Here is a 24,688-nt window from a genome sequence, read left to right as displayed (position 1 = left end):
CGCGTGCCATCACATTGTCTGGATAGCGGAGTGGCGGGTGATCAACTTGATATCGTTCCGGTGCTTGCGTGCTGAATTCCATACACACCAGGATGCTTCCCGTGACAGACGACTCCTCCCGCAAGATCGACGCCAGTGTTCCGCACAGCGCTCGAGTCTGGAATTGTTTCCTCGGCGGCAAGGACAACTACGAGGTCGACCGGGAGGCCGCCAGGCGATACCGGGAACTCTTCCCGCAGATCGATACGATCGCCCGCACGGACCGAGCCTTCTTGGGCCGCGCTGTTCGCTACATGGCCGGCGAGGAAGGCATCCGTCAGTTCCTGGACATCGGCACCGGCTTGCCCACGATGGACAACACCCACGAGGTCGCCCAGCGGGTGGCCCCTGAATCGCGGATCGTGTACGTCGACAACGACCCCCTCGTGCTAGTGCACGCCCAGGCCCTGCTCAACAGCAGCACAGGGGTCACCGACTACATCGAGGCAGACCTGCGCGAACCGGAGATGATCCTGGCCAAGGCCGCCAACACGCTGGACTTCGACCAGCCGATCGGCCTCATGCTGCTGGGGATCCTCCACTTCGTGGAGGATTTCGACCTCGTGCGCCGGGTCGTGGCCCAGCTGGTCGAGGCCGTGCCATCGGGTTCGCACCTGGCGCTCACCCACGCCACCTTCGACATCGGCAGCCATGACGTCGTCGAGGCGAATGCCGCGGCCCAGGCGGACTACAACGCAAACGCGGCAGTTCCGCTCATGGCTCGTACAAAAGCGCAGATCCTCCAGTTCTTCGACGGTCTTGAACTGGTCGAGCCGGGCCTGGTCTCAATGTCACGGTGGCGCCCCGAGGCCATCCCGTTCGGTGAACCTCCCGAGGTGGCGGGATTCTGCGGTGTTGGACGGAAGCCCTAAGGCACGACAAGGTCGCCGGCAGAAGAAGGTCCCCGTCGGGCGGGCAGAGTTCGGGACGCCCATAGAGGGTGCCGGTCAATGCCACCCGCCCGAGGGGCGTCTGCGACAGCCGTGCCACGATCGGCTCCGGCAGGCACGACTTCAGGAGCGAGACCGGCTCGTATCGGCGCCGTAGCGTAGTCCGTCGATGAGGAGCGCGACCATGCGTTGGCTGTACGCGACTCCCTCGTCCGCCACGGGCAGGCACAGATTGGCGACGGCGTACAGGAGGTCCTTGGGGCTGATGTCGGCACGAATCTCGCCACTCGCTGTCGCGGCTTCGAGTAGTGACCCGAGGGTGGGTCCGAGTCGCTGCATGAAGTAGCCCGGCAGGGCGTCGAACGCCGGATCGCCCGAGTGAAGGGCTGTAGCGAGTCCTCGTTTGGTCGCGATGAACTCGGTGTACCGGTGGAGCCACTTCGCGAGTGCTACTCCCGGCTCGTGCGCTGCGGTCAGCGCCGGGGCCGCGTCGGCGCAGGCATCCACCTCGCGCTGAAACACGGCCTTGACCAGGTCCGAGCGCTGCGGGAAGTGCCGGTACAGCGTTCCCACTCCGACGCCGGCCAGATCAGCGATCTCCTTCGCGGGCGCGTCCACGCCTGACGTGCCGAAGACGGCCTTCGCTGCTTCAAGCAAGGAGTCGATGTTGCGTTGCGCGTCGGCGCGCAGCCGACGCGGCGCGCGTTCGAGTGCGCCCGGACCCGCGGAGCCGGTCGAGTCGACTCCGGTCGGCGCCGTGTTCTCCGTCACGACACTCCCTCGCTTGCTTTTCCGGAAAGCCTTTCCGTATAGTTCCGGAAAGACGTTCCGTTTCGGTCCAGGGTACGGCATCGAAAGAACGCCCACCACACCGCGACCACAACCTCGGGAGAAACCGTATGCAGTACCGCACCCTCGGCCGGACCGGCATCAAGGTCAGTCCCTACGCGCTCGGCGCAATGATGTTCGGGGCCATCGGCAACCCCGACCACGACGACTCGATCCGCATCATCCATAGAGCGCTGGATGCAGGGATCAACTTCGTTGACACCGCCGACGCGTACGCCCACGGCGAGTCGGAAGAGATCGTGGGGAAGGCGCTCAAGGGGCGTCGCGGCGACGTCGTCCTTGCGACCAAGCTGCATCTCCCGATGGGGGATGATCCCAATCAGCGAGGCAACTCGAGGCGCTGGATCATGACCGAGGTCGAGAACTCGCTGCGTCGCTTGCAGACCGACCACATCGACCTCTACCAAATCCACCGACCGGATCCCGACACCGACATCGAGGAGACGCTTTCCGCGCTCTCGGACCTGATCCACAGCGGTAAAGTCCGTGCGATCGGGTCGTCCACGATGCCCGCCTCCGACATCATCGAAGCCCAGTGGGTGGCCGAGCGGCGCGGCCTGGAAAGGTTCCGCACCGAACAACCGACCTACTCGATCCTCAACCGCGGCATCGAAACCGAGGTGCTGCCCGTCGCCCAACGCTACGGGATGGGCACGATGGTGTGGAGCCCGCTCGCGCAGGGAATGCTCACCGGGCGCATCCGCAAGGGTCAGCAGACCGACCTCCGCCGCGCCGCCTATTTCAAGCACCTCAGTGACGAGCGTCGGCTCGACGCCGTCGAACAGATCATTCCGCTCGCCGAAGAGGCGGGCCTGCCGATGACGCACCTCGCGATGGCGTTCGCGATCACTCATCCTGGCGTGACCAGCGCCATCATCGGGCCGCGCACAATGGAGCAGCTCGACGACCTGCTCGCCGGCGTCGACGTCACGCTCACCGACGAGATCCTCGACCGGATCGACGAGATCGTTCCGCCCGGCACCGATGTCGGCACGCTCGACATGGCCTACCTTCCCCCGGCCCTCCAGCGCTCGAACCTCCGCCGCCGACCCGTCAATGAACGCTCCGCCGCCTGACCGCATCCCCTTACCGCTCTCGCACGGCGGGCGCATCCGCAGCGCCCGCCATGCTCCTGGAACCCGCCGACGGGTCGGGTGGGTCCGAGTCGAGCCGTCATGTGGCCCCGAATGAGGTTGACAAAGCCAAACCGGACTCCTCGATCGGTTCTTTTGCCTCATCTAGGGGAGTTGTGGTCAGCGGTGCGGGGATGACAGGCATGGCAACCTGCACCAGAGCGCTGAGAGATGGCCGGCCCGCCTCGACCTCGGCATTGACGGGGAGACATCATGACGCCTGAGCACCTCGACGACGTCGACGACGAGGACCTGCTACCTGACCCTGACGACACCTCGGTCGTCTGGAACGAGGACGAGGACGAGGACTACGTCTGGGAAGAGCGTTGACGCCTCGATCGCAGCAATGGTGCTGGTCGCCTGACGCGTGAAGACGTTGCTGATCGAGGCTGGTGTCAGGGTTTGTACCGGCATTCCCTCGCCGGTTCACGATCGCGGCCGCCTCGGTCGTCCTATCGGCGCTACCAGCCTGACACATCTTTGCTGGCTGTTGTGTGTCAGATTTCGCAATTGCAAGCACCGCCGCTGAGGATGGGGTATGGCACTGAGCAGGAGGAGCCTGATCGGCGAATACATTCGCCGGCAGCGGCAGCAGGCGAAGATGTCGCTGCGCCAGCTCGCCGCCCAGGCGGGCGTCTACAACTCCTACCTGAGCCAGGTCGAGCGTGGCCTTCGTAAACCGAGCGCCGTGATTCTGCACCAGATCGCCAGAGGGATGCACATCTCGGCCCAGGCGCTGTCTGTGCAGGCGGGGCTGTTGGAGGATCGCAGTCCCCACAGTGACGCGCTGGCCGCGATCAGGGCGGACACCAATATGACCTGGCGGCAACGCCAAGTGCTGATCGACATCTACGAATCGTTCCGAAGGGAGAAACCGGACCGAGATTCCGGAGACCGAGTCGACACATCCGATGAGTCGCGATCACAGACGCGGCTCGCCCGCAACGGCGATGCCGTACCAGACTTCCGGGAGGGAGCAAGTGCCTATGACGCTCGCCGATCGGGTCAAGAAGATCACCAAGCCCAAGCCGTTCTACGCCACCGCGGGCGCAGGCGACTACGCCGTTGAGAACCTGCGCGAGCTGCGTAAGCGGCTGCAGAAGCAGCTACGGGCCCACCAGGGTGAGGTCCGCGAGACTGCCAAGGAGCTGCCGGGCAAGGCGCGCGAAACCGTTGTCAAGAGCCTGCCGGAGCAAGCCCGCGAATACGCCGACACCACCACCGCCAAGGTCACCGAGTTGCACGACGATCTGGCCGCCCGCGGTCCCAAGATCGTCAGCACTATGAGCCGTGAGGCCGCGAAGGAGAGCGCGCCGACATCCAGATCGCGCATCATCTTCGCGGCCCCACGCAGGCTGCCGTGCTCGCCGATGCACTCGACCCCTCACTGGACGAAGCCGGGGTAGCCGGCGCCGTAAAGGATCATCGACGCGCCGAACCAGGGCTGCTTGATCACCGGGTTCAAGGTGTCGAGGCCGTCCTCGCGCTCGCGGCGCAGCGGGTCGAAGGGGCCAACGGCTGTACCGTTGCTCCTCAACCCCGGATCTGGACGCGGTGTACCGGTGCCGGGTCGGCGGCTGGCGTCTGGGCTGTCCTGGAGTTGTGCTCGAGCTGATCTTCACCTGCTGCCACCCGGCGCTGCCACTGGAAGGGCAGGTGGCGCTCACGCTGCGGGCCCCGGGCGGCCTCGAGACCGCCGATATCGCACGGGCGTTCGTGGTCTCCGAGGAGACCATGAAGCGCCGCCTGTCCCGCGCCAAGGCCAAGATCAAGGCGACTGGGATCCCGTTCGCGGTTCCCGACGCGCACCTGATTCCAGACCGCCTCGATGCGGTGCTGGCCGTCATCTACCTGATCTACAACGAGGGCTACAGCGGCCGGGTCGACCTCGCCGCCGAAGCCATCCGTCTGGGGCGAGTGCTCGCCGCACTGATGCCGGACGAGCCGGAGGCGCACGGGCTGCTCGCGCTGATGATGATCCACCACGCCCGGCGGCGAGCCCGGTTCTCCGGCGAGGATCTCGCATTGCTCGAACGCGTGACAGCGTGAAGAGCGAGTGCCTGCTTATGGCACGCCCGCGTGCGCATCCGGACATCGACGATCGCTCGCGTGTACCTAGCCGAACGTTGACCTCGTCTCGTATGGCGGTAACTGCGCGGTTGTCGGTACGCCGGTGGATACTGCCCGGCATGGCGAGCTTCAAGGACCAGGACCTGACTGATGCCGAGTTCCGCGAGTGTGACTTGACCCGCGCTCGTCTGATCGGGGTGGTAATGCAGGACGCTGTGATCGACGGGCTGGTCACCAATCTGGTGGTCAACGGAGTCGAGGTGACGTCGTACGTCGAAGCCGAGCTTGACCGCCGGTATCCGGTGCGGCTGCTGCTCCGCTCAGCCGATCCGGCGGACCTGCTGCAGGCTGTCCGGCAGCTGCGGGCCGGCTGGGCGGAGACGATCGAGCGGCTGCGAGCGATGCCCAGGGGTTCGGAGCAGCAGCGCGTCGGCGGCGAATGGTCGGCGGTAGAGACCCAGCGCCATCTGGTGTTCGTGCACGACTCGTGGTTCCGCCGCTGCTGTCTGGGATCGACCGAGCCGTTCACCGCGATCGGGCTGGCGTCCGAGTTCGTCCCTGACCAGGAGGAGCAGGGCCTGGACCGAGCGGCGGCCCCCAGTCTGGACGAGGTGCTGGCCGCGCGAGACGTGCAAGGCGCTGAGCTAGAGCGTTGGCTGTCGACGGTGACGGCCGATCAGCTCTCGGCGCCCGCGCCAGTGCCGGCGGGCCCGGGTTGGCCGCCGTATGCCAGGGGAAAGTCGGTGCTGGAGTGCATTCAGGTGGTACTGGACGAGGAGTGGGCGCACCACGGCTTCTGCGTTCGTGACCTCGATCTACTCGGATCATGACCCTCGCCACGAGGTTGCGTGCGACTAGCAAGGATTCACTCTCATGGCGTAGATCGCCTGCTTGTTCGCCGAGGCGGCGGCTGCGATGCGATCGACCCGGGCCCCCGGACCGGCATTCTCTGGATCTAAGCCAGGCCGGTACCCCGATCCACCACGATGTGCCCCCGGCGGCCGCTCACCGGCCGCCGGGGGCACATGACGTGTCCGCCACGCCGCACGCCCGGACGGCGGGCGGGCGGCACTACAGGTCGGCGTTGAGACTGTTCGTCGCCGGTGGCTTCCTCTCGCTCATCGGAGCGCTCATGATCCTGCGGGCGAGAAGCGTCCGGTTGCCGCCCCTGTGCTCCGCCCGCTACTCGGTGACCGTGAAGGCGCACCAGGGAGACCAGGCCGAGACCACGTTCCCGTCCTCGGCACGCACGCGGAACTGGTAGGAGCCAGGAGTCAGCGTCCCTGGTGCGACGCCGGTGCCGAACACCAGGCCGCTGGGCCAGATCGGTTCGGTTTTCCGGATCAGCGGTTCCTGCCCTGGGTGGCCGATCTCGAAGGTCGCGCTCAGGTCCGGGTAGGTGACGCCGACGATGTGGGGGGTCGGGGAGGCGGCGAAGCCCGGACTGTCACCGGTTCCCACGACAGGAGCGCCGCTCTCGGCTCCGCACTGCTGGGTTCCGGAGTAGGGGCCGGATGAGATGCGCAGCGCGTCGGGGACGCCCGGGGTGGGCACCGCGTCGGAGGTGTCGATGGTGAACGCGCACCAGGGCAGCCACTCCGACACCGCCGCCCCGTCCTCGGCCCGCGCCCGCACGCTGTAGGCGCCGTCGACCAACACGCCGTCGGGCACCTGGAAGCGCGCCGACGAACCGACGAATGCCACGGTCTGGGTCAGCAGGGGTTCGCCGCTCGAGCGCGACAACTCGAAGGCAGCCCGCAGGTTCGGCCGGTCGCTGTTGTAGGCCGGGGCGCCGCTGCTCACGCCGAAGACAGGGTGAGTGCTCCGCGCCAGTGGCGGGGTCGTGCTCTGGCAGAACTGCGGGGGCAGTTCAGGGGAGGAGGCCACATACAGGCCGAACGGCGCGTGCGGCGCCGACACGGTCGGGGTCGCTGTCGGAGTCGCTGTCGGGGTCGGGGTCGCTGTCGTGGACGGTGTCGGTGTCGGCGTCGGCTTGCGGGACGGGTGCTTGGTCACCCTGGTCGACGACTGATTCGCCGGGTTGAGAAGGGTCGTGGACGGCTGCCGCACGTCGATGAGCCCGTGCGAGGTGATCGGCGTGCTCGTCCGAGTGGCGTCCGCGATGGACGCCGCGGGCGCGAGGACCACTCCGGTCACGAGGGCCAGCACGACCGCGAGCCGGCGCTGCCGTGTCGCGCCCTGTCGATCGGGCGGCGTTGCGCGGTGTTTCGTCTGGTGCATGGGGGTGTGCCTCCGTTCGCGGGTCGAGGGGGAACCCGCGAAGGCAAGTACACAGCGCCGCCCGACCAAGGTCACCAGGTGGCAGGCAGCCGTAAGGAGACGGTCATATCTTCGGCCGAAGGTCACCGCCCGCTCCGAGGCCGGCCGCCTGGCCGTCCGGGCCGGTTGGCAACGGCCGCCGCTCCGATCGCGAGAAGTGCCCGTGCGATGCGCGCGTTCTTCCCGTCGCCCGATTCGGGGACGATCGGTGTGAACACATCATCGTGGTAAGCCCGCACAGGATCTGCACAGGAGAGGCAACAGGGGAGGTCGAGAGGCCCGGATAGGACCATTGCCACGGATGGCGCGCCGCGCGCGAGCAGGTCGCCGAGCGATTTCTCATCTTCCATGCCGACGGGTTCCGCGGGCTGGCGCACGTACGCCGGCCAGTGATGTCGACAGCGCCGGGTACGTCGGCCGGCAGCCGCAGCGCGTCCAGTTCGGGGGCGGGCACGGCTGACCTCCGCGACGTGGACCGGCGAGTACAAGGAGAGCAATCACATCACTGAGGCGGGCTACAACCAGGTCATGACCGTCCTCGGAGGGGATGCGGGCGGGTTTGTCCCAGGGGCCGCGCGCCAGCCGTGGCCGGGGAACGGGGCCAGGCGCGGCCGTCGGCGTCTGTGCCGAGGGGTGTTGCGCAGGCCTGCAGATCACGCAGCACCGCGTGCGCGATCTCGGTGTACGGCTGCCGGTTGTCGGGCTCTGCCCAGCGCGCGAAGGCGGTGGTGAGCGCGAGGACGCCCATCTCGGCGGCCAGGCGCGCGGTTGTGTCGTCGGCTCCGCGTGCGCGCAGGGCGTCGGCCATGGCGGAACCGAGGGCGGGCCTGCTTGAGCAGCTCGCGTTCCTGCAGCTCGCTTTGGGCCGCGATCACCGCTTGCCGCTGCCGGGCGAGATCGTGGCGGTCCGCAGTGAACGCGGCGGCGACGGACTCCAGTGCCGCGGCGAGGCAGCCGGCGGTCGTCGCCCCGGGCGGAGCGGTCCGGATCGCATCGGCGAAGCGATCCGCCATCACGTCCCGTCCGCCGGACAGCACCTCACGCTTGTCGGCGAAGTGACGGAAGAACGTGCTCTTGGTCAGTCCTGCACGGTCAGCGATCTCGGCAAAACTGCGTCGGCCACACCCAGCACCGAGGGCACTGCTGGAGGCAACGACGGCCTCCGCGTTATAGGCCTCCTCTGGCGTCGCCCCGGGCGCGAACACCTGTCATGGCCGCAACCGCTTCACTTCAGCGCGAGAGCGTTGGCCGGCGAGCCGACGCCTCCTGTGAGGTTGAGCGGAGCCGACACCAGCAGGTGCTCATACCGTCGGTCTCCCAGCGAGTGCTCGGCGAGCTCATCGAGCCACCAGAGTTCTCCGATCGGCATTCCGAGGCGGCACAGCAGCTTGTAGTGGAGGAGATCAGCCTCCAGTGGCAGAGGCTCCAGCCCGATGTTGTCCGCGGCGATCGCGCTGACGCCCCAGTCCCACAGGTACTCCGCCATCGCGTCCCCGCCCGAGAGCCCCGGCGAGTCCGGATCCGTGCGGACGGCTTGCCGCTCCGCCTCGGTGGCGGCGTTGTAGCCGGTGACCCAGCCTGTGCGGATCAGCACGATGTCGCCCCGGCGCTTCTCGACGCCCGCGCTCGCCCGCGTGGCCTCCAGATCCTCAACGGTGATCTCGGTTCTCCTCCGCCAATGTAGCGGCCGCCCCTGGTCGCGTAGGTGACGGTCGACGTCGAGCAGGACGCCCCGGCCCGCGATGCCACGCGCGGCCCACGACTCGATCCCCAGCCTGCCCGGCGGCAGATGGTTGTAGGAGCCGGTCTCCGGATCGGTGATGTGCAGGAACCCGTCCCACTGTGACGACGCCTGGGGATAGAACCCGTCCAGGAAATCGTCGCGGTTGCCCATATCGGTGCGGTAGACGGTGTGCCGGACGGCCTGCCGGTTGAACAGCGGCGGGTCGGGCCAATCGAGTGGTGCGTTGAGGCTGAAGACCTCGCCGGTCCTGACGAGACCCGCCGCATGCCGGATGGCGTCCGCGGTCTGCAGGTTCAGGGTGCCGAGCACGTCCTCCTGTCCGAACACGCCCTTCGCATCACCGCCGGGCAGGTCGGTGTATTTCATCATGGGAACCTCCGCTCATCGTCCTGACGCGAGCCGGCGTCTGTCGCACGGCCAGGCGACAGAGACCTAGACCTCGTCGCTGAAGTGGTCGGGCAGGAAATGGGTCGCCGTGAGTCCGCCGTCGACGACGAGAACGTGCCCGCTCACGTAGCCGGCCTCGTCCGAGGTGAGGTACGCCACGGCGGCGGCGACGTCCTCGGGCTCACCGATCCGCTCGACGGGCTTGATTTCGAGGTTGCCGCGTACGTACCACTTCGGACGGGTCGCCAGCAGTTTCTCGGCCAGCGGGGTACGGATCGCGCCGGGGGCCACGGCGTTGGCCGTGATCCCGTAAGAACCATAGTCCGCGGCCAAGGACCTGGTCAGGGCCATGAGCCCGGCCTTGCTCACCGCGTAGTCCGAGCTGCCACGAAAGCCGGTGAGGCCGGTCATCGACGCCATGTTGACGATCCGGCCGTAGCCGGCCGCCATCATCGCCGGTAGAACCGCCTTGGTCACCCGGAACACCGCGTTGAGGTTGACCTCGAGCACCTGCCGCCAGCGCGGTTCGTCCATCTCGTGCACCGGACGGGAACCGGCGACACCGGCGTTGTTGACCAGGATGTCGATCGACCCGAACGTTCCCATCGCCCGCTCGCGCATCGCCTCGGGCGCGGACTCTTCGGTCACGTCCAGCGCGAGCGTGCCGCACTTGCCCAGCCCTGCCAGCTCGGCCGCCGTCCGGTCCAACTGCTCGCCGTTCCTGTCGACCAGAAGAACGCCCACCCCCTCTTTCAGCAGACGTTCCGCGATGGCCCTTCCCAGGCCCTGCGCCGCGCCGGTGACGATCGCCACTCGTCCCGGCCTGAATCGTGAGTTGGTCATCCTGGAGTGCCTCTCGATCTGATGTAACGGGTGGCCCGGCACCGCCGACGCGGGTCGGCGATCCACACCGGGACTACAGTTCCTCCACCGGGTAGGGGAATCTCTCGCGTAGGCCGCCGTCCACGACCAGGGTCTGCCCGGTGATGAAGCCCGCCAGGTCCGACGACAGGAACAACGCCGCCGCCGCGATGTCGCGCGGCTCCGCGAGCCGCCCGAGCGGAGTGGGCGCCGACCACTGCGCCCTTCGCTCCTCGCCGATGGCGCCGCCGATGCGCGGAGTCCACACGACGCCGGGGGCGACGGCGTTGAAGCGCACCTGTCGCCCGCCGAACTCGACGGCGGCGGACTTGACCAGAGAGATCAGTCCCGCCTTCGCCGCCCCGTAGGCCGCATGCCGCTGCGCTGCGCCGAGGCCGCTCACGGAGGCGATGTAGACGATGCTGCCACCGCCAGCGTCGGCGAGCGCCGCACCGCCCATCTGCGCGAGCAGAAAAGCATGCTTGAGGTTGACGTGCTGGGCCCAGTCCCAGTCGTCATCGTTCATGTCCGCGAGGTAGGCGAAGCGGGCGAGCCCGATGATGTCGACGATGCCCGAGAGCCCGCCGAACGACTGCTGCGCGGTGTCGAGCGCCTGCCGCACTCCCTGCCGCTCGCACATGTCGGCGACGAGGGGGACTCCTCCCACCTCCTTCGCGACCGCCTCGGCCAACTCGGGCACCACGTCCACGCAGAGCACCTTCGCTCCCAGCGCGGCCAGCGCGTGCGACGTCTGGCGCCCGATCCCCTGTCCCGCGCCGGCCACGATGAACCCGCGCCCCGCGAGGGAGCCGAGCTGGGCGTAGTCGGGCACCGGACTGCGGTCCTGTATCTTCACCATGTTTCTGTGCACCTTGTCATCACGTGAGGGGCGAATGGAAATGCCTACGGCGGCGGCCGATCCGGCCGGTCAGCTCCAGGTCCAGGTTGGCTCGCGTTTTTCCAGGTAGGAGTTCATGGCCTCCTGGGAGTCCTGGAAGCCCCGCAACCGGTTCGTGTAGTCCCACTCGGTTCTGTACTGCGTCTCGACCTCGTCGGTCTCGATGCGCAGGATCGATTCCTTGGCCAGTCGTATGGCGAGCGGGCTCTTACCTGCGATCTCGGCGGCGATGGCCTTGGCCCGGGGAAACGCCTCGCCCGGCTCGACCAGTTCCTCCACCGCGCCGAGCCGATACAGTTCCTGCGCCGGTTGCAGCCGTCCCGTGAACATCATCATCCGGGTCTTGTACGGACCGAGCATCCGCAGTGCCTTGCTCGCGCCGCCCAGGAGACCGACATTGATCTCCGTCAGCCCGAACGTCGCCGTGACGGAGGCGATGATGAGGTCGCAGACGCCTACGAGGCCGAACCCGGCCCCGATGGCCGGCTTTTCGACGGCGGCGATCACCGGCACGGCGCAGTGCCGGATGGCGCGTTGCGCGGCACGCCACTCCCAGCCGGGGTTCAGGGTGGTCCGAAGGGAGCTGTCCTCGGCCGCCGCGGTGCCGGACGCGGTCTCCTTGAGGTCGATGCCACCACAGAACGCGCGATCGCCCTCCGCCGCGAGCACCACGGCGCCGACCTGCCTGTCCTCCGACAAGGACTCGAAAACCTCGCGGAGTTCCAGCTGCATCTGACGGTTCACCGCGTTGACCGGCGGCCGGTTGAGGCTCACCGTCGCGATCCCGTCGGCACGATCAATGATCAACGTCTTCATCTCAGGCGGTCGCCCTTTCATCAAGCGGCTCCTTCCGGGGCCGGAACGGATCTGTGGGCTGGTTCGCGGCACCCGCCCCGTGACCGCGACGCGGTGCCCGCCGTGACCGGCCGGCCCGCGTCGCGCGGCTATCGCAGGATGAAGTCACCGAGGTCGGGAGACTCGACCATCAGGAAGTACTCGTCGTTGTCCCACGGCAGGTTCACGTTCTGGCGGCCGAACTTGTTGACGTAGTAGTTCTTGCCGGCCGGCCCCTCCTTCTCCCAGATGCGGTCCTTGGTGACCTCGTCCAGGCGGGCGTTGTAGTCCGCGAAGACCTCCTGCTTCACCTCGATCGTCCGCTTGCCCCCCTCGATCATCGCGACGACCGCCTGCGCCGAGTAGCGGGCCCAGATCTCGACCCAGGACAGGAACGCGCCCGCTCGCGGCTGGGAGTTCGGCCCGTAGAAGATGAACAGGTTCGGGAAGCCCGGCACCGTCAGGCCCAGGTAGGCGCGAGGTCCGTCCTTCTCCCAGAGGTCTTCCATGTGCACGCCGCCGCGCCCCACATAGTCGGTAGGCCACAGGTACTTGGTGACCTCGAATCCGGAGGCGAACACGATGGCGTCGACCTTGTGCTCGTACCCGTCGACCGTCTGGATGCCCTGGGCGGTGATCCTGTCGATGCCCTCGGTCACCAGTTCCACGTTGTCGCGGAGCAGCGCGTCGTACCACCCGTTGTCGACGACGAGCCGGCGGGCCAGCGGCGCGTAGTCGGGCACGCACCTGGCGAACAGCTCGGGGTCGTGTCCCACCTTGCCGCGGATGTATTCGGTGAGGCTGCGTCGCAGGCCGTCGTTGCGCTCGCTGATCCCGCCGTGGGTCTTCTGCCACTCCCGGTCGTACACCTGCGCGCCCTGCAGTCCTGAGCTCGTGACCTGCGCGGAGTAGCAGAACCAGTTCCAGTAGAAGGGCACGTTCTCGAACAGCCATCGCACCTCGGGCGTGATGAGCTCGCGGTATCCCTCCATCGGAGAGATCCACTGAGGAGTCCGCTGGAAGGCGACGACGAGTTCGGCGGTCTCCGCCAGCTTGGGCACGAGTTGCACGCCCGTCGAGCCGTTCCCGATCACCGCGATCCGCTGGCCGGTGGCGTCGTAGGAGTCGTCCCACGCCGTCGTATGGAACAGGCGCCCTTCGAGGTCGCCGATTCCGGTGATGTCGGGGAACTTGGGCGTGCTGAACATGCCCGCCGCGCTGATCACGACGTTCGCCTCGAGCGCTCGCGATCCGCCGTCCGCGCCGGTGGCCTCCACCTTCCACGTGCGATCGTCCTCGTCGAACAGCGCCTTGGTGACCTCGACGTTGAACTGGATCTTGTCGTAGACGCCGTACTTCTTGGCGATGTACTCCAGGTAGCGCTTCACCTCCACCTGGGAGGCGAAGTACTCCGGCCACGGATAGTTCTTCTCGAACTTGAACTGGTAGAGGTAGCTGCTGGTGTCGACGCGAGCGTCCGGGTACCGGTTGAGGTTCCAGGTGCCGCCCAGGTCGCCCTGTCGCTCGACGATCGTGTAGGGGATGCCGAGGCGCTCGAACTGGATGCCCGCGCAGATGCCGCTCGCTCCGGCTCCGATGATCAGGACCGTGCAGTCCGATGCCGCGTCCGGCCTCTCGCCCGTCCATCGCGCCTCGCGCGGGAAGTCATCGAGCGCCAGTTCCTCCCGGCCGAAGCGGTAGGCCCGCTCGGTGAGCTCATCACCGGTGAGCAGGCCCATCATCGTGCGCAGCTCGTCGTCGTCCGGCCGTGGCGCCGGCGCCACGGCCGGACGGTTGAGAAGAAAGCTCAGCGCCTTGTCCCGCACCTCCTGATGGTGCTCTTCGGCCAGGAGGTATCCGACGAAGGCACCCCCTCGCATCGGGACCTGGTCGACCTTCATCTTCGCCAAAGCGGGATCGCCGGTGGCCTGCAGCAGAGCCATCCGAAGGACGTTCAGATTGGCGCGGTCAAGGGATGCGCGGATAGTCGCCTCGTCCAGCCTGTCGGTCGATTGCACCTGTTCCTCCGTAAATCCGTATCGAGCAGTCATGGGGCGAGCGCGGCCGGTTCCCGAGCGGCACATCCGCCTCCCAGGCTCCGCGATCCGCGCCGTCACCCCATCGAGACGCACGACGGCGGCGACTATCCTGTGAATCATGGCAATGATTACGTGGCTATATGGTCGCTGTCGACCCGTCTCGGATGATTTGTCAGGGTTTGGGGCTGTTGGACGTGGACGTCACGAATCGCGGCGGCGTGTCACGACCGCGGGGAGAGCGGTCAACCCATGTAGCTGCCGCCATTGGCATCGATCGTCGCGCCGGTCACGAAGCCTGCTTCGTCCGACGCCAGGAAGCCCACGACGCTCGCCATGTCCTCCGGGGTCCCGAGCCGTCCGATCGGGATGTCCGCGAGGAACGTCTGGTTGACATGGTCATCGACGCCCAAGGCCATCGGGGTCAGAATCCGCCCCGGCGTCACGGCGTTCACGGTGACGCCGTACGGGCCGTATTCGTAGGCCAGCGTGCGGGTCAGGCCGAGAAGCCCGGCCTTGGAGGCGCCGTAGTGGACACCCGCGACCCTCGCACCCGTCCTGGCCGCCTGGGATGCGATGTTGACGATCCGGCCCCATCCCATATCACGCATGTCCGGGAACACCAGCTTCGACCCGATGAAGGCACCGGTGAGGTTGACCGCCAGGACCTGGTGCCACTCCTCCAGCGGCATCTCGCTCGCAGGGATCTTCTTTCCGTCCCGTTTGGGGGAGATTCCCGCGTTGTTGACGAGGACGCCGACCGGCCCGAAAGCCGACCGGGCCAGCTCCAGCACCCGCCTCCAGTCGGCCTCCTGGGACACATCCGCCTTGACGCATCGGACGCTGCTCCCGGCCGGCCGTTCCTCTGCTTCGCACGCCTTCAGCGCCTGATCGTCGACGTCCACCACGACGACGTGCACGCCACGGGCGCCGAGCTCACGCACGATCGCCGCTCCGATGCCCCGGGCACCACCCGTCACCACCGCACAGCGCGGCGCCGTGTTCGTCCCGACCATGATTTCCTCCTCGATCTTCTGACCGGTTGAGACGGTCAAGGACTTAAGGGCGGTCTCCGAGCATGAGTTCCGCGACCGCGGCGGCGTCGGTGAAGCCGTCGGCCTTGCCCTGCGCCACGACCTGCCCCTGACGCAGCACGACGACCGTGTCGGCCACTCTCAGCGGCTGCTCGACGAGCTGTTCCACGAGAACGATCCCCATGCCCTCGCTCGCGCGCTCCTGGAAGAAGCGCAGGATCTCCGGGATCAAGGACTGCGCCAGCCCGAGCGACGGCTCGTCGCAGAGCAGGAAGCTCGGCTGGGCCGCCCATGCCTGGACCAGGGCCAGCATCTGCTGCTGGCCGCCGGAGAGGCTGCGCGCGAGCAGGTGCCGCTTCTCGCCCAGGATCGGGAACATCTCGAAGGCCCGCTTCAGGATGTCGGCGTCGGGCAGCCGATCGGCGCGCCGGCGGGCGATCTGCCCGAGCCTCACGTTGTCCTGCACCGACAGTTCCGGAAAGACGCGATGCCCTTCCAGCACATGCCGCAGGCCACGCTGGGCCAGCTGCTCCACGCTCCGCCCGGTGACGACGGTCCCCTGGAGCTCGAGCTGCCCCTGCTGCAGCGGGATCAGCCCGGACAGGGCTCTCATCAGCGTGCTCTTGCCCGCCCCGTTCGGACCCAGTACGAGAACGATCTCTCCTGGGGCCACGGTGAGGCTGACGTCACGCAGCACCGTCATCCGCCCATAGCCGGCGTGGAGGTTCTTAGCCAGGAACATCGGTGACTCCCGCGAACAGTCGCCTGATCTCCGGCATGTGCCGGATATCGGCGGGTCGGCCAGTGACGAGGACCTTGCCGGCGTCGACGACGGAGATGAAGTCGGCCGCGTTCCACACCAGTTCCAGGTCATGCTCGACCATCACCACGGAGGCTCCGGTCGCCGCCACGACGGCTCGAAGCAGCGAACTGAGCTCCTGCCGTTCGGCGGGTGACAGGCCTGCGGCCGGCTCGTCAAGCGCCAGCAGCGTGGGGGCGCGATGCAGGGCCCGCGCGATCTCCAGGGAGCGGCGCTGGCCGTGCGGCAAGGTGTGAGCCGCGATGCCGTCCCACTGCGCGCGCACGCCCTCCAGGGCTTTCTCGATCCAGTCCGTCGACGCCCCTTTCCGCGAGGGGCCGCAATCCACGTTCTCCCAGACCGTCATGTCGCTGAAGACCCGAGGGGTCTGGAAGGTCCTCCCCAGGCCGCGGGCGGCCCGGCCGCCGGCGTTCACCGGGGTGATGTCCTCGCCGTTGAACCAGACCGTGCCCTGATCGACGGTGACCAGGCCCGACAGCGCGTTGAGCAATGTCGTCTTACCGGAGCCGTTGGGCCCGACGATGGCGTGGACCTCGCCGCGCCCGATCTCGATCGAGATGCCGTCGAGCGCCTGCACCCGCCCGAAGCGAGCGCTGAGGTTCTCGGCCTTCAGCAGGGGCGCACCGGTCTCGCCGGTTCCGGCCCGAGCCGGGGCCCCGGCCGGGGGGGCGTTCGCCAGCAGCGCCGCCAGGGCGATGCCCCCACCGGGCTCGGCCTTCTTCCGCAGCGACGAGGCGATGCGCCGCAGCCCGCCGACGACGCCGTCGGGCATCAGGAAGATCACGGTGTACGCGATCGCGCCGTAGATCAGGAGCCGGTAGTCGAGCAGACTCACCAGCCCCACCTCCGGAACGACGTAGAGCACCACGACGCCAGCGATCGGCCCCGCGATCGTTCCGGCCCCGCCGATGACGACCACGAAATAGAGCAGGATCGACAGGGACAGGGTGAAGGAGCCGGGAGCCACGTACTGGATGAGCAGGACGTAGAGAACCCCGGCCAGTGAGGCGCAGACGGAGGCCAGCCCGAAGGCCAGCAGTCGCAGTCGCCCCGACCTCAGGCCCAGCGTGGCCGCCGCCTCCGGGCTCGCGCCCGCGACCCGCAACTGCCTGCCGAATCTCGAGGACCGCACGACACCGGTCAGCACGAGCGAGCCGATCGAACAGGCGAGGATCACGATGGTCAGCCAGTCGACCTGCCAGAACGCGATGTCGTTGATCGCCGAAGGGAGTACGTTCACCCCCGTCGTCGCCCGGGTCTGGTCCTCGAACAGGAAGAACACCTCGGGCAGGGCCAGCGCTCCGGCCATGGTGACGAGCCCGAGGTAGTATCCCTGAACCCTGAGAGAGGGCAGGGACATGAGCAGCCCCGCCATCATGCCCGCCGTGAACCCGAGCAGCACGCCGTTGAGGGGCGACAGGCCCCAGACACCGACGGCCAGCGCCATCGTGTAGGCCGAGACACCGAGGACGGCGCCCTGGCCGAAGGACATCTGCTCGGCCTGCGAACGAAGGATGTTGAGTCCGGAGGCGGCGACCAGATAGACGTTGGCGAGCAGCATGGCCTGCAGCCAGTAGGTGCTGCCGGCGACGAGCGGAACGGCGACCGCCAGGGTCACGATCGCGATGCTGAGCCACAACTCGCGCTTGAGTTCCGGCCGCACAAGATGGCGCGTCGGTGTGACGCGCGCCGGCGCCCTTTCCGTGCTTGCTCTACTGGCCATCTCAGACCCGCCTTGCGTGGAGCCGGCCGAAGATGCCCTCAGGCCGGAGCATCAGGACGATGACGATCACAGCGAGCGCCAAGGGGATCTCGGCACTGCCGCCGAGCTGGAAGGAGACCAACATCAGCAGTACGCCGAACACCGGGCCGGCGACCAGGGCGCCGGTATTGTTGCCGAGGCCGCCCACGACCGCGACGATGAAGCCGAAGATGACGTAATGCAGGGCGTTGCTCTCCGCGACCCCGATCACGTGACCGCCGAGATAGCCGGTCAGGCCCAGGATGGCGCCGGCGATCGCGAAACTGAGAACCTGCAGGGGCAGCGTGGAGATTCCGGCGGTCCTGGCGGCGTCCAGGTCCTGGGACAGGGCGTTCAACGCCAGCCCGACCAGATAACGACGCTGGAACCAGCGGAGGGCGAGGTGTACCACCACTGCCAGCACGCTGATGGCGAGGTACACGTACGGCACCTGGGTGCCGGCGAGCGGGAAGAATCCGAACGGGTTCTTCAGCGCCAGGGTACGGGGCCCGATCACGAAGATCATCACTGCCCCGATCACGATCGACGCGGCGATCGTGGTGACGATCCAGGAGTGCTGGTCCGAGCCGGACCGCATCGGTAGCAGGGTCAGCCACCCCTGCAGCGCCGCCACCAGCGTCACGACCAGGGTGACGGCCAGCAGTACGGCGATCCACGGCAGGCTCCCGGTGCCGCTGGAGTCGGGGTACCAGAGATAGGTGAACACCCCGGCCACCACCAGGAGCTGCCCCTGGGCGAAGTTCAGGACACCGGTCGCGTTGTAGATGACGTTCAGGCTCATGGCGACGAGCGTGTAAACGGCACCGGATCCGATACCCCGGATGAGGATGATCACAGCTTCATCCATGACGAACCTTCCGACTCAGCGACCGGCCGATCATTTGTCGCAGTCCAGCCGGCGGAAGATGCCCGGCGCGATCTCCTCCCCCGCGTCCACCAGGGCGAGCGAGCTGGTGTCCATGAGGAAGTGGTTCGTCTTGCTCATGGCGTAGCCCTGGTGCACGACGGGAAGCGACTTCAGGGCCTCTGCGCCCTTGGTCTCAATCCAGTCGGCGACCTTCGGCCCGTCGGTGCTCTTGGTCGCCTCAACGCCCGCCTTCAGGATGAACAGGGCGTCGCGGTACACCGCCATGTAGTCGTAGGAGGCGTCCTTCAGGCGGGTGGCGTCGAAGCGCGCCTGCGCACGCTTGATGAAATCTGTCGCCTGCGGGCGGATCTGCGCCTTGTCGCAGGCACTGAACGCCGACCACGTCACGGACTTCAGGTTGGCGAAGGCGTCGGGACCGGCGACTCCCTTGGTCTGCGTCGCGAACGTGGTGGCGTAGCTGCCGATCACGGGCACGTTCCAATTGAGCTGGCGCAGACCGAGAACCAGCCGGCCGGTGTCGTCTCCGGTGTTGTTGAAGCTGAGCAGAACCTGGGGGTTGCTCTTCTTCAGGGTGAGCAGCTGCGGGGTCAGGTCCGTCACCGGGAACTTGAATTCCTGGGTCGCCGTCGGCTTCATGCTGTGGGACTGCAGCGTCTTGATGAACGCAGCGCCGCCGATCTTGCCCTGCGTGCCGCTGTAGTTCAGCGTGGCGACCGACGTGGCGCCGTACTTGTCGAGCGCCACCTCGACCATCTTCTGCGCCTGGTGCTCTGCGTTCATGAGCATCGCGAAGCTGTAGGGCGCCACTTGGGGCGTGATCGCGCTGCCGGAACCGTTGATGGAAGGGATCTTGGCCTTGGTCGTCGTGGGAAGCGTGGCCAGCGATTCATCGCTCGTCATGGGCCCGACGATCAGTTCGACCTTCTCCTGGTTGATCAGGCGGTTGATGGCGGTCACCGCTTTGGTGGGGTCGAGCGCGGTGTCTTCAAAGATCAGTTCGACCTTGCGGCCGTTGATGCCTCCGGCGTCGTTGATCTCAGCAGCCGACATCTCCACGCCCATGCGCGCCCAGGAGGCTACGGTCGCGGCGGGTCCGGTCAGCGCCAGCGGCACACCCACCTTGATCGGCCCAGTGGTCGTCGCGCCGCCGGTGTCGCCACCGCATCCGGTTGTAGCGCCGATCAGGGCCATCACTGCGATCCCGAGCAGGGCGCGAAAACCTGAGTTCCTCGTCATGGGGGTCCGACTTTCTCTTTGTTCCGATGTCCGTCGGGGGCGAACGACTTGTGTGCCGACGCGCGCTCCTAGGAGGTGCCTTGGGTCCGCGCGACCGATGAGCTCGTAGCGGTTTCAGAGGCGCAGAACAGGGGGCTCCGGTCGAGCCGTTGCTGTGTAGCGGGGTAACGGATACGCGGCCCGTTCTCCAAGCTCCTGCGACTGTGACGCATGCACGGTTTCTTGTCAAGGATTACTATCCTTGCCATTTAATTGACTGTGAGCTCGTCCCTGGAAGTGGGGTCACGTGAGCTGAACCGGCCATGCCACCAGCGGTGCCAGACGGCCCGATCAGGCTTTCGAGATCGGCCGGCCGACGTGGGCGACGCGTCGAGGCATCCACTGGGCCTCTCGGGTCGCGCCGCGCACGCCGATGACGCCACCGGCCGGGCGCAGGACGAGGCCGCATTCGACAGACGATGAGGGACATGTCGTGATCAATGCGAACCGGCGGCGCAGGCGCGGGACGCCGGATCCCGCAGAGGTCTCACAGAGGATCAGATGCGCGGAAAGAAATCGCCATGCCCGGTGCACCGGGTGGACGTATCAGGGGCACGGCACCGCGAAGGGGACCGACGAGGCGTGTGCTGAGGAGCCGGCGCCGGGCGCGTGCCAACCTGCCTGGGTGCCGAGGTCGGGCCTGGTTCGCCCGGACCTCGGTGTCAATGCGTGGTGGCTCCCTCGGCCGGAGCCGTCATCGCACCATCTGCCACCTCGGCTGCGGCACGATCGGCTCGTCGATCAGGCCCACCTCCTCCAAGTATCGGGCGTAGGCATCCAGGTGCCGCTTCATCGCACGCTCAGCACCCGCGGCGTCCCGAGAAGCGATGACCTCGGCGATCTTCCGGTGCGCCTTCATCGTCTCCGTCCGATGATGCTCATGAATCTTGTCGCTGCGGAAATGCGCCGCCATGGGACTGTGCAGAGCCTGCAGAACCAGCCTCAGCACACCGTTTCCGGTGGATTCTCCGATCAGGACGTGCAGGTCGACCACCGGACCGAACTCGGGCTGGTCCGCCTCCGCGGCCTGCAAAATCGCCTCTCGCTGCTCATCGGTGGCATGCACCGCAGCCAGCGCCGCCGCACCAGGCTCCACCATCTGCCGAAACGCCAGGAACTCCCGCAGCGTCACCTGCTGCACGCTGAACAGCAAGGAGATCGCCTCGCTGACCTGGGTGATGTCCGGGTGCCGGACGTAGATGCCACCGCCGGGCCCCCGCTTGATCTCGATCAGCCCATCACGCTCCAGCAGACGCAGGGCTTCCCGCACCGTAACGCGGCCCAGACCGTACTCCTCCATGAGTTCCGTTTCTGAGGGAAGCCGGTGGCCCACGGGCAACCGCTCGGTCAGAATGCGTTGGCTCACAGCGCTTACCACTAGGTCAGAAGCCTTCGGGAGGCGCCTGCTCACTGCCACAACTACTCCACCTGTCGGGATCGGCGCACAAGGTGCCGCATCTTTCGCACGTGCTGTGAGGGGTAGAAGCCCTTCGGCAACTCGGCCCACAAACCTACCTTCGTTGGCATCGACGGTCTCGCATGCGAGGCCCTTGGGCTTCCAGCGGCGACGAACACGGTGCCGTGAGATCTGCGAGTCACCGAGCCCCCCGACCGGTAGCCGGGGGCTCACCCCGGCGGGGCGCCGTCCGAGGAGTTCGCGGCGGTACGCACGCGCGGGATATGCACCGGGCACGCCGGCTCCAGGGTGCGCCACCGCTCCGACGTCGACGACCAGGTGTGCCGCCCGAGCAGTTCGCCGGTGAGAGTGCTCCGAGCTCCCGCACGCCACGCACCGGCACGATGCGGCTCATCAGATCGTTCCGAAGCCCGCTCAAGCATCGGTGATCCAGATCATACTTCAGCATAGTCTCGCCCCTCGACGCCGCACACTGCCAAAGCGTCCACCGCGACCGGTCGCCCGTCACCGTCCACCAGCAGGGGATTGATCTCCAGTGAGTCCAGGCGGGCCCCCTGCTCGGTCACCAGCTGGGCGAACCGCAGTACGGTCTCGGTCAACGCCTTCCGGTCGACCGGGGTGCGGCCGCGGGCGCCCTCCAGCACAGCCCGGTATCGAAGCCCGTCCACCATGGACTCCACGTCGGCGGCGGTCAGCGGCGGGACGCGCACCTGGACGTCGGAGGCCAACTCGGTCAGGACTCCCCCGATACCCAGCGCCACCACCGGACCGAAGACCGGGTCGCGCCGCATTCCTAGGATCAGCTCGGTATTGGACGGCACAAGCGCCTGGACGACCAGCCGGCGGTCCCCCACCCCCATCCTGTCGGCGATGCCGAGGATCTGCTCGGCTGCTCTGCGCACGGACTCCTGGTCGGGCAGGCCCACCCTGACCAGACCGTGATCGGATTTGTGCGCGACCTCCTCCGACAACAGCTTGAGGACCACCGGGTAGCCGATGCGGCCCGCTGCGGCGACCGCCTCGGCCGGATCCTGGGCCTCCTGCTCGGGCACGGTCGCGATCCCGTGATCGTGCAGCAGCTTCTTGGCGGCCACCTCGTCGAGGATCCTGAGGTCCGATACTCCGCCGGCGTCCGCGCCACCATGTGCCGAGATCTCTGCCGTCCCCTCCAGACTGCTGGACTGCGGCGCAGCGCCACCGGACCGGGCGCTCCACCGCACGAGTGCGGCCACCGCCCGTACGGCGCGGACCGGCTCAGGGAAGGTGGCGATCCCATGCGCGGCCAGCGACTCCACCGGCCGCCCGGAGCCACCGACCCAGACCACGACGATCGGTTTTGTGCTGGTGGCCGCCGCCTCCACCAGGATCCTGCAGAGCGCGTCCTCCTCCCGCTCCATATTGCCGAGCATCACCATCACCACATCGGTGCCCGGGTGCTGCACGCAGACGTCGATGGCGTCGCGCAGCACCTGCTGATCGGAGGCGATGACGCCGGTCGTATCGATCGGGTTGCGGACAGAGGCGAAGGCGGGCAGCACCGCGGCCATGCGACCGGCCCACTCGTCGTCCCAGCGTGGGACCTCCAGGCCGAAGTCATCCGCGGCGTCGGTCATGAGCACCCCCGCGCCACCAGACAGCGTGACGATGCTGACCCGGGGCCCGCAGGCCCGTTGGCCGGACGCGAGGATGCGTCCAAGGTCGAGCAGGTGGTCGACGTCGGTGGCACGGAAGACCCCGTACTGCTCGAACAACCCGTCGTACACGACATCCTGGCCGGCGAGTGAACCCGTATGGGACTGGGCTGCGGTCGCTCCACGCGCTGACCGCCCGACCTTCATGAGGCAGATGGGGACCTGACGGTCACGAGCGCGCTTCAGCGCGGCACGGAAACTGGACGCCTGCCTGATGCCCTCCACGTAACCGAGGATCACCCGGGTGCTGTCGTCCTCCACCAGGCCTTCTATCACCTCCGGCAGGGAGATGTCCGCCTCATTGCCCGTGCTGAAGAACCGCCCGAGCCCGAGCCCGGTGGACTGCGCCATGTTCAGGATGAAGGCCCCCATGGCTCCGCTCTGCGTCACGAAGGCGACCCCGTCGTCCTTCAACTCGAAGCGGTCCTGGTCCAGCCCGGTCATGAAAGCCGCGGTCAGAGCCGCGGACGCGCCGACGGCACCCACGCAGTTCGGCCCGAGCACCCGGACGCCGGCCTCGCGCGCCACGGCGAGGAGCTCTTCTTGTGCCCGTGCTCCGGCTGGGCCGACTTCGGCGAAACCGGAAGCGAAAACGATCGCCACACGGGTGCCGATCTCACCGCACTGGCGCAACACCTCGGGCACTCCGCTCGCCGGGAGGACGATCACCGCGAGCTCGGGCGCCTCGGGCAGATCAGCGAGGCTCGCGTACGCCTGGACGCCCTGGACCCGTTCGCGCCGCGGGTTGACGGGGTAGATGGCACCACGGTAGCCGTAGCGCAGCAGATAGCGCAGGGTCCTTCCGGAGGCTTTGTTGCCGTCGTCGGACGCCCCCACCACCGCGACGCTGCGGGCGTGCAGGAGACGGGATACCACCTCTGCCGGAGTCAAGACGGTGAGCGGACGCATCAGTAGGTGGTCCTTCCGCCGCTGACATCGAAGATCGCACCCGTGGTGAAAGAGCACCGAGGCGACGCCGCCCACGCGATCATCTCTGCCACCTCGGAGGCCTGTCCCCGGCGGCCCATCGGGATCTTCGAGATCAGCCGCTCGATGTGGTCCGGGCTCGTCTGCCGGATCATCGTGGTGTCGATGACCCCGGGGGTCACGGCGTTGACGGTGACCCCCGTTGTCGCCAGTTCCTTGCCGAGCGATTTGGTCAAGCCGATGACCCCGGCCTTGGCCGCCGAGTACGCGCCCGAGCCTGGGTTACCTTCCTTCCCCGCCACGCTGGCGACGTTGACGATCCGGCCGTAACCCGCGTCCTTCATGGGGGGCACGACCGCCCGGACGCAAAAGAAGGTGCCCAGCAGGTGCACCCGGAGCATCGTCTCGAAGTATCGGGTCGGCGTTTCCCAGACCGGGCGCGCCGGGCCCGTCGTGCCGGCGTTGTTGACCAGCACGTGGATGCCGCCGAGCTCTTCGAGCACCGACGAGATCACCTGCTGCACCTCATCCTCGTCCTGTACGTCCAGCCGGCGAGCCGTCACATCACCACCATCGGCCCGTAGTCGCCCGGCGACCGCCTCGGCCTCGTCGGCGTCCAGGTCGGTCAACACCACCCGGGCGCCCCGCGACGCCAGGACGGCCACGGTCGCCAGGCCGATGCCCCGCGCCGCACCGGTGACCAGGGCGACCTGCCCGTCCAGTTCCCGGGAGGGGTTCCTGTTCGCGAACGCGGCAATCGAGGTGGCATCGAAGGTGTCCTCCGCACCCGGCAAAACGGTCTTGCCACCGGCTCCGGCCGGATCCGTGCCCGCCGCCGTGTCTGCCGCCATCAAGTTCATCACTCCTGTTGTT

General features: G+C 67.6%; 23 protein-coding genes and 1 pseudogene. 6 read left to right on the top strand and 18 right to left on the bottom strand.

Annotated features, from left to right (window positions below):
* The first annotated feature begins 101 nt into the window (after nucleotides 1-101).
* On the top strand, nucleotides 102-911 hold the full coding sequence (locus MYF83_RS25260; protein ID WP_248963182.1) for an SAM-dependent methyltransferase: 810 nt from the start codon (nucleotides 102-104) through the stop codon (nucleotides 909-911).
* Between the two features lie 141 nt (nucleotides 912-1,052).
* Here the strand turns inward: MYF83_RS25260 and MYF83_RS25255 are convergent, their stop codons facing one another.
* Entirely contained in the window at nucleotides 1,053-1,700 is a 648-nt protein-coding gene (locus MYF83_RS25255; protein WP_248963181.1) for a TetR/AcrR family transcriptional regulator, read from the bottom strand.
* A gap of 128 nt (nucleotides 1,701-1,828) precedes the next feature.
* Here MYF83_RS25255 and MYF83_RS25250 point away from each other — a divergent pair, with 128 nt between their 5' ends.
* From MYF83_RS25250 to MYF83_RS25240, 3 genes are all read left to right on the top strand, one after another.
* Nucleotides 1,829-2,854 (top strand): aldo/keto reductase, encoded by a 1,026-nt coding sequence (locus tag MYF83_RS25250; protein WP_248963180.1) that lies wholly within the window; start codon nucleotides 1,829-1,831, stop codon nucleotides 2,852-2,854.
* 595 nt (nucleotides 2,855-3,449) lie between these two features.
* Nucleotides 3,450-3,980 (top strand): helix-turn-helix domain-containing protein, encoded by a 531-nt coding sequence (locus tag MYF83_RS25245; RefSeq protein WP_248963179.1) that lies wholly within the window; start codon nucleotides 3,450-3,452, stop codon nucleotides 3,978-3,980.
* On the top strand, nucleotides 3,898-4,317 hold the full coding sequence (locus MYF83_RS25240) for a hypothetical protein (protein ID WP_248963178.1): 420 nt from the start codon (nucleotides 3,898-3,900) through the stop codon (nucleotides 4,315-4,317). The genes MYF83_RS25245 and MYF83_RS25240 overlap by 83 nt, the downstream gene beginning before the upstream one ends.
* On the opposite strand, the gene MYF83_RS25235 is transcribed toward MYF83_RS25240, so the two are convergent.
* Nucleotides 4,296-4,448: a hypothetical protein gene (locus MYF83_RS25235; protein ID WP_248963177.1), complete on the bottom strand. Its 153-nt coding sequence runs from the start codon at nucleotides 4,446-4,448 to the stop codon at nucleotides 4,296-4,298. The genes MYF83_RS25240 and MYF83_RS25235 overlap by 22 nt on opposite strands.
* Nucleotides 4,449-4,513: 65 nt before the next feature.
* Between MYF83_RS25235 and MYF83_RS25230 the strand changes: the two genes are divergently transcribed.
* Together MYF83_RS25230 and MYF83_RS25225 are read left to right on the top strand one after the other, a co-directional pair.
* On the top strand, nucleotides 4,514-4,960 hold the full coding sequence (locus MYF83_RS25230; protein WP_248963176.1) for a DUF6596 domain-containing protein: 447 nt from the start codon (nucleotides 4,514-4,516) through the stop codon (nucleotides 4,958-4,960).
* A gap of 140 nt (nucleotides 4,961-5,100) precedes the next feature.
* Entirely contained in the window at nucleotides 5,101-5,811 is a 711-nt protein-coding gene (locus MYF83_RS25225) for a DinB family protein (RefSeq protein ID WP_248963175.1), read from the top strand.
* A gap of 352 nt (nucleotides 5,812-6,163) precedes the next feature.
* Here the strand turns inward: MYF83_RS25225 and MYF83_RS25220 are convergent, their stop codons facing one another.
* The 16 genes and pseudogenes from MYF83_RS25220 to MYF83_RS25150 form a co-directional block, all read right to left on the bottom strand.
* A complete protein-coding gene (locus tag MYF83_RS25220) occupies nucleotides 6,164-7,222 on the bottom strand; it encodes a hypothetical protein (RefSeq protein ID WP_248963174.1) in 1,059 nt (352 codons plus the stop codon).
* Nucleotides 7,223-7,787: 565 nt separating this feature from the next.
* Nucleotides 7,788-8,069 (bottom strand): hypothetical protein, encoded by a 282-nt coding sequence (locus tag MYF83_RS25215; RefSeq protein WP_248963173.1) that lies wholly within the window; start codon nucleotides 8,067-8,069, stop codon nucleotides 7,788-7,790.
* A gap of 235 nt (nucleotides 8,070-8,304) precedes the next feature.
* Nucleotides 8,305-8,466 (bottom strand): annotated as a pseudogene (locus MYF83_RS44450) (TetR family transcriptional regulator); the annotation flags it as partial.
* A 20-nt stretch (nucleotides 8,467-8,486) separates the two neighbouring features.
* Complete coding sequence (locus tag MYF83_RS25210; protein ID WP_248963172.1) at nucleotides 8,487-9,374, bottom strand: cyclase family protein; 888 nt, start codon at nucleotides 9,372-9,374, stop codon at nucleotides 8,487-8,489.
* A gap of 63 nt (nucleotides 9,375-9,437) precedes the next feature.
* Nucleotides 9,438-10,235, bottom strand: coding sequence for an SDR family NAD(P)-dependent oxidoreductase (locus MYF83_RS25205; protein ID WP_248963171.1), 798 nt, complete (start codon nucleotides 10,233-10,235; stop codon nucleotides 9,438-9,440).
* Between the two features lie 73 nt (nucleotides 10,236-10,308).
* Nucleotides 10,309-11,112, bottom strand: a complete 804-nt coding sequence (locus MYF83_RS25200) for an SDR family NAD(P)-dependent oxidoreductase (protein ID WP_248963170.1) — start codon at nucleotides 11,110-11,112, stop codon at nucleotides 10,309-10,311.
* Nucleotides 11,113-11,181: 69 nt separating this feature from the next.
* Nucleotides 11,182-11,988, bottom strand: coding sequence for an enoyl-CoA hydratase-related protein (locus MYF83_RS25195; protein WP_248963169.1), 807 nt, complete (start codon nucleotides 11,986-11,988; stop codon nucleotides 11,182-11,184).
* A gap of 107 nt (nucleotides 11,989-12,095) precedes the next feature.
* The gene (locus MYF83_RS25190) at nucleotides 12,096-13,928 is read right to left on the bottom strand and encodes a flavin-containing monooxygenase (RefSeq protein WP_248963168.1); all 1,833 of its coding nucleotides are present in this window, start codon (nucleotides 13,926-13,928) and stop codon (nucleotides 12,096-12,098) included.
* A 338-nt stretch (nucleotides 13,929-14,266) separates the two neighbouring features.
* On the bottom strand, nucleotides 14,267-15,037 hold the full coding sequence (locus MYF83_RS25185; protein WP_248963167.1) for an SDR family oxidoreductase: 771 nt from the start codon (nucleotides 15,035-15,037) through the stop codon (nucleotides 14,267-14,269).
* A gap of 43 nt (nucleotides 15,038-15,080) precedes the next feature.
* Complete coding sequence (locus tag MYF83_RS25180; protein WP_248963166.1) at nucleotides 15,081-15,797, bottom strand: ABC transporter ATP-binding protein; 717 nt, start codon at nucleotides 15,795-15,797, stop codon at nucleotides 15,081-15,083.
* Entirely contained in the window at nucleotides 15,784-17,538 is a 1,755-nt protein-coding gene (locus MYF83_RS25175; protein WP_248963165.1) for a branched-chain amino acid ABC transporter ATP-binding protein/permease, read from the bottom strand. Before MYF83_RS25175 ends, MYF83_RS25180 begins: the two co-directional genes overlap by 14 nt.
* A gap of 61 nt (nucleotides 17,539-17,599) precedes the next feature.
* On the bottom strand, nucleotides 17,600-18,484 hold the full coding sequence (locus tag MYF83_RS25170) for a branched-chain amino acid ABC transporter permease (protein WP_248963164.1): 885 nt from the start codon (nucleotides 18,482-18,484) through the stop codon (nucleotides 17,600-17,602).
* 30 nt (nucleotides 18,485-18,514) lie between these two features.
* Nucleotides 18,515-19,696 carry an ABC transporter substrate-binding protein gene (locus MYF83_RS25165; protein ID WP_248963163.1) on the bottom strand — a complete coding sequence of 394 codons (1,182 nt, stop codon included), beginning with the start codon at nucleotides 19,694-19,696 and terminating at the stop codon, nucleotides 18,515-18,517.
* A gap of 778 nt (nucleotides 19,697-20,474) precedes the next feature.
* Nucleotides 20,475-21,146, bottom strand: coding sequence for a FadR/GntR family transcriptional regulator (locus MYF83_RS43895; protein WP_248963162.1), 672 nt, complete (start codon nucleotides 21,144-21,146; stop codon nucleotides 20,475-20,477).
* Nucleotides 21,147-21,631: 485 nt separating this feature from the next.
* Nucleotides 21,632-23,797, bottom strand: a complete 2,166-nt coding sequence (locus MYF83_RS25155) for an acetate--CoA ligase family protein (protein ID WP_248963161.1) — start codon at nucleotides 23,795-23,797, stop codon at nucleotides 21,632-21,634.
* Complete coding sequence (locus MYF83_RS25150) at nucleotides 23,797-24,666, bottom strand: SDR family NAD(P)-dependent oxidoreductase (RefSeq protein ID WP_248963160.1); 870 nt, start codon at nucleotides 24,664-24,666, stop codon at nucleotides 23,797-23,799. The genes MYF83_RS25155 and MYF83_RS25150 overlap by 1 nt, the downstream gene beginning before the upstream one ends.
* Between the last annotated feature and the right edge of the window lie 22 nt (nucleotides 24,667-24,688).

It is taken from the genome of Sphaerisporangium perillae (genome assembly GCF_023276435.1).
In the GTDB taxonomy this organism is placed as follows: Bacteria; Actinomycetota; Actinomycetes; order Streptosporangiales; family Streptosporangiaceae; genus Sphaerisporangium; species Sphaerisporangium perillae.
The sequence above is the reverse complement of the archived record's forward strand: the minus strand, read 5'-3'. Positions and strand labels throughout refer to the sequence as shown.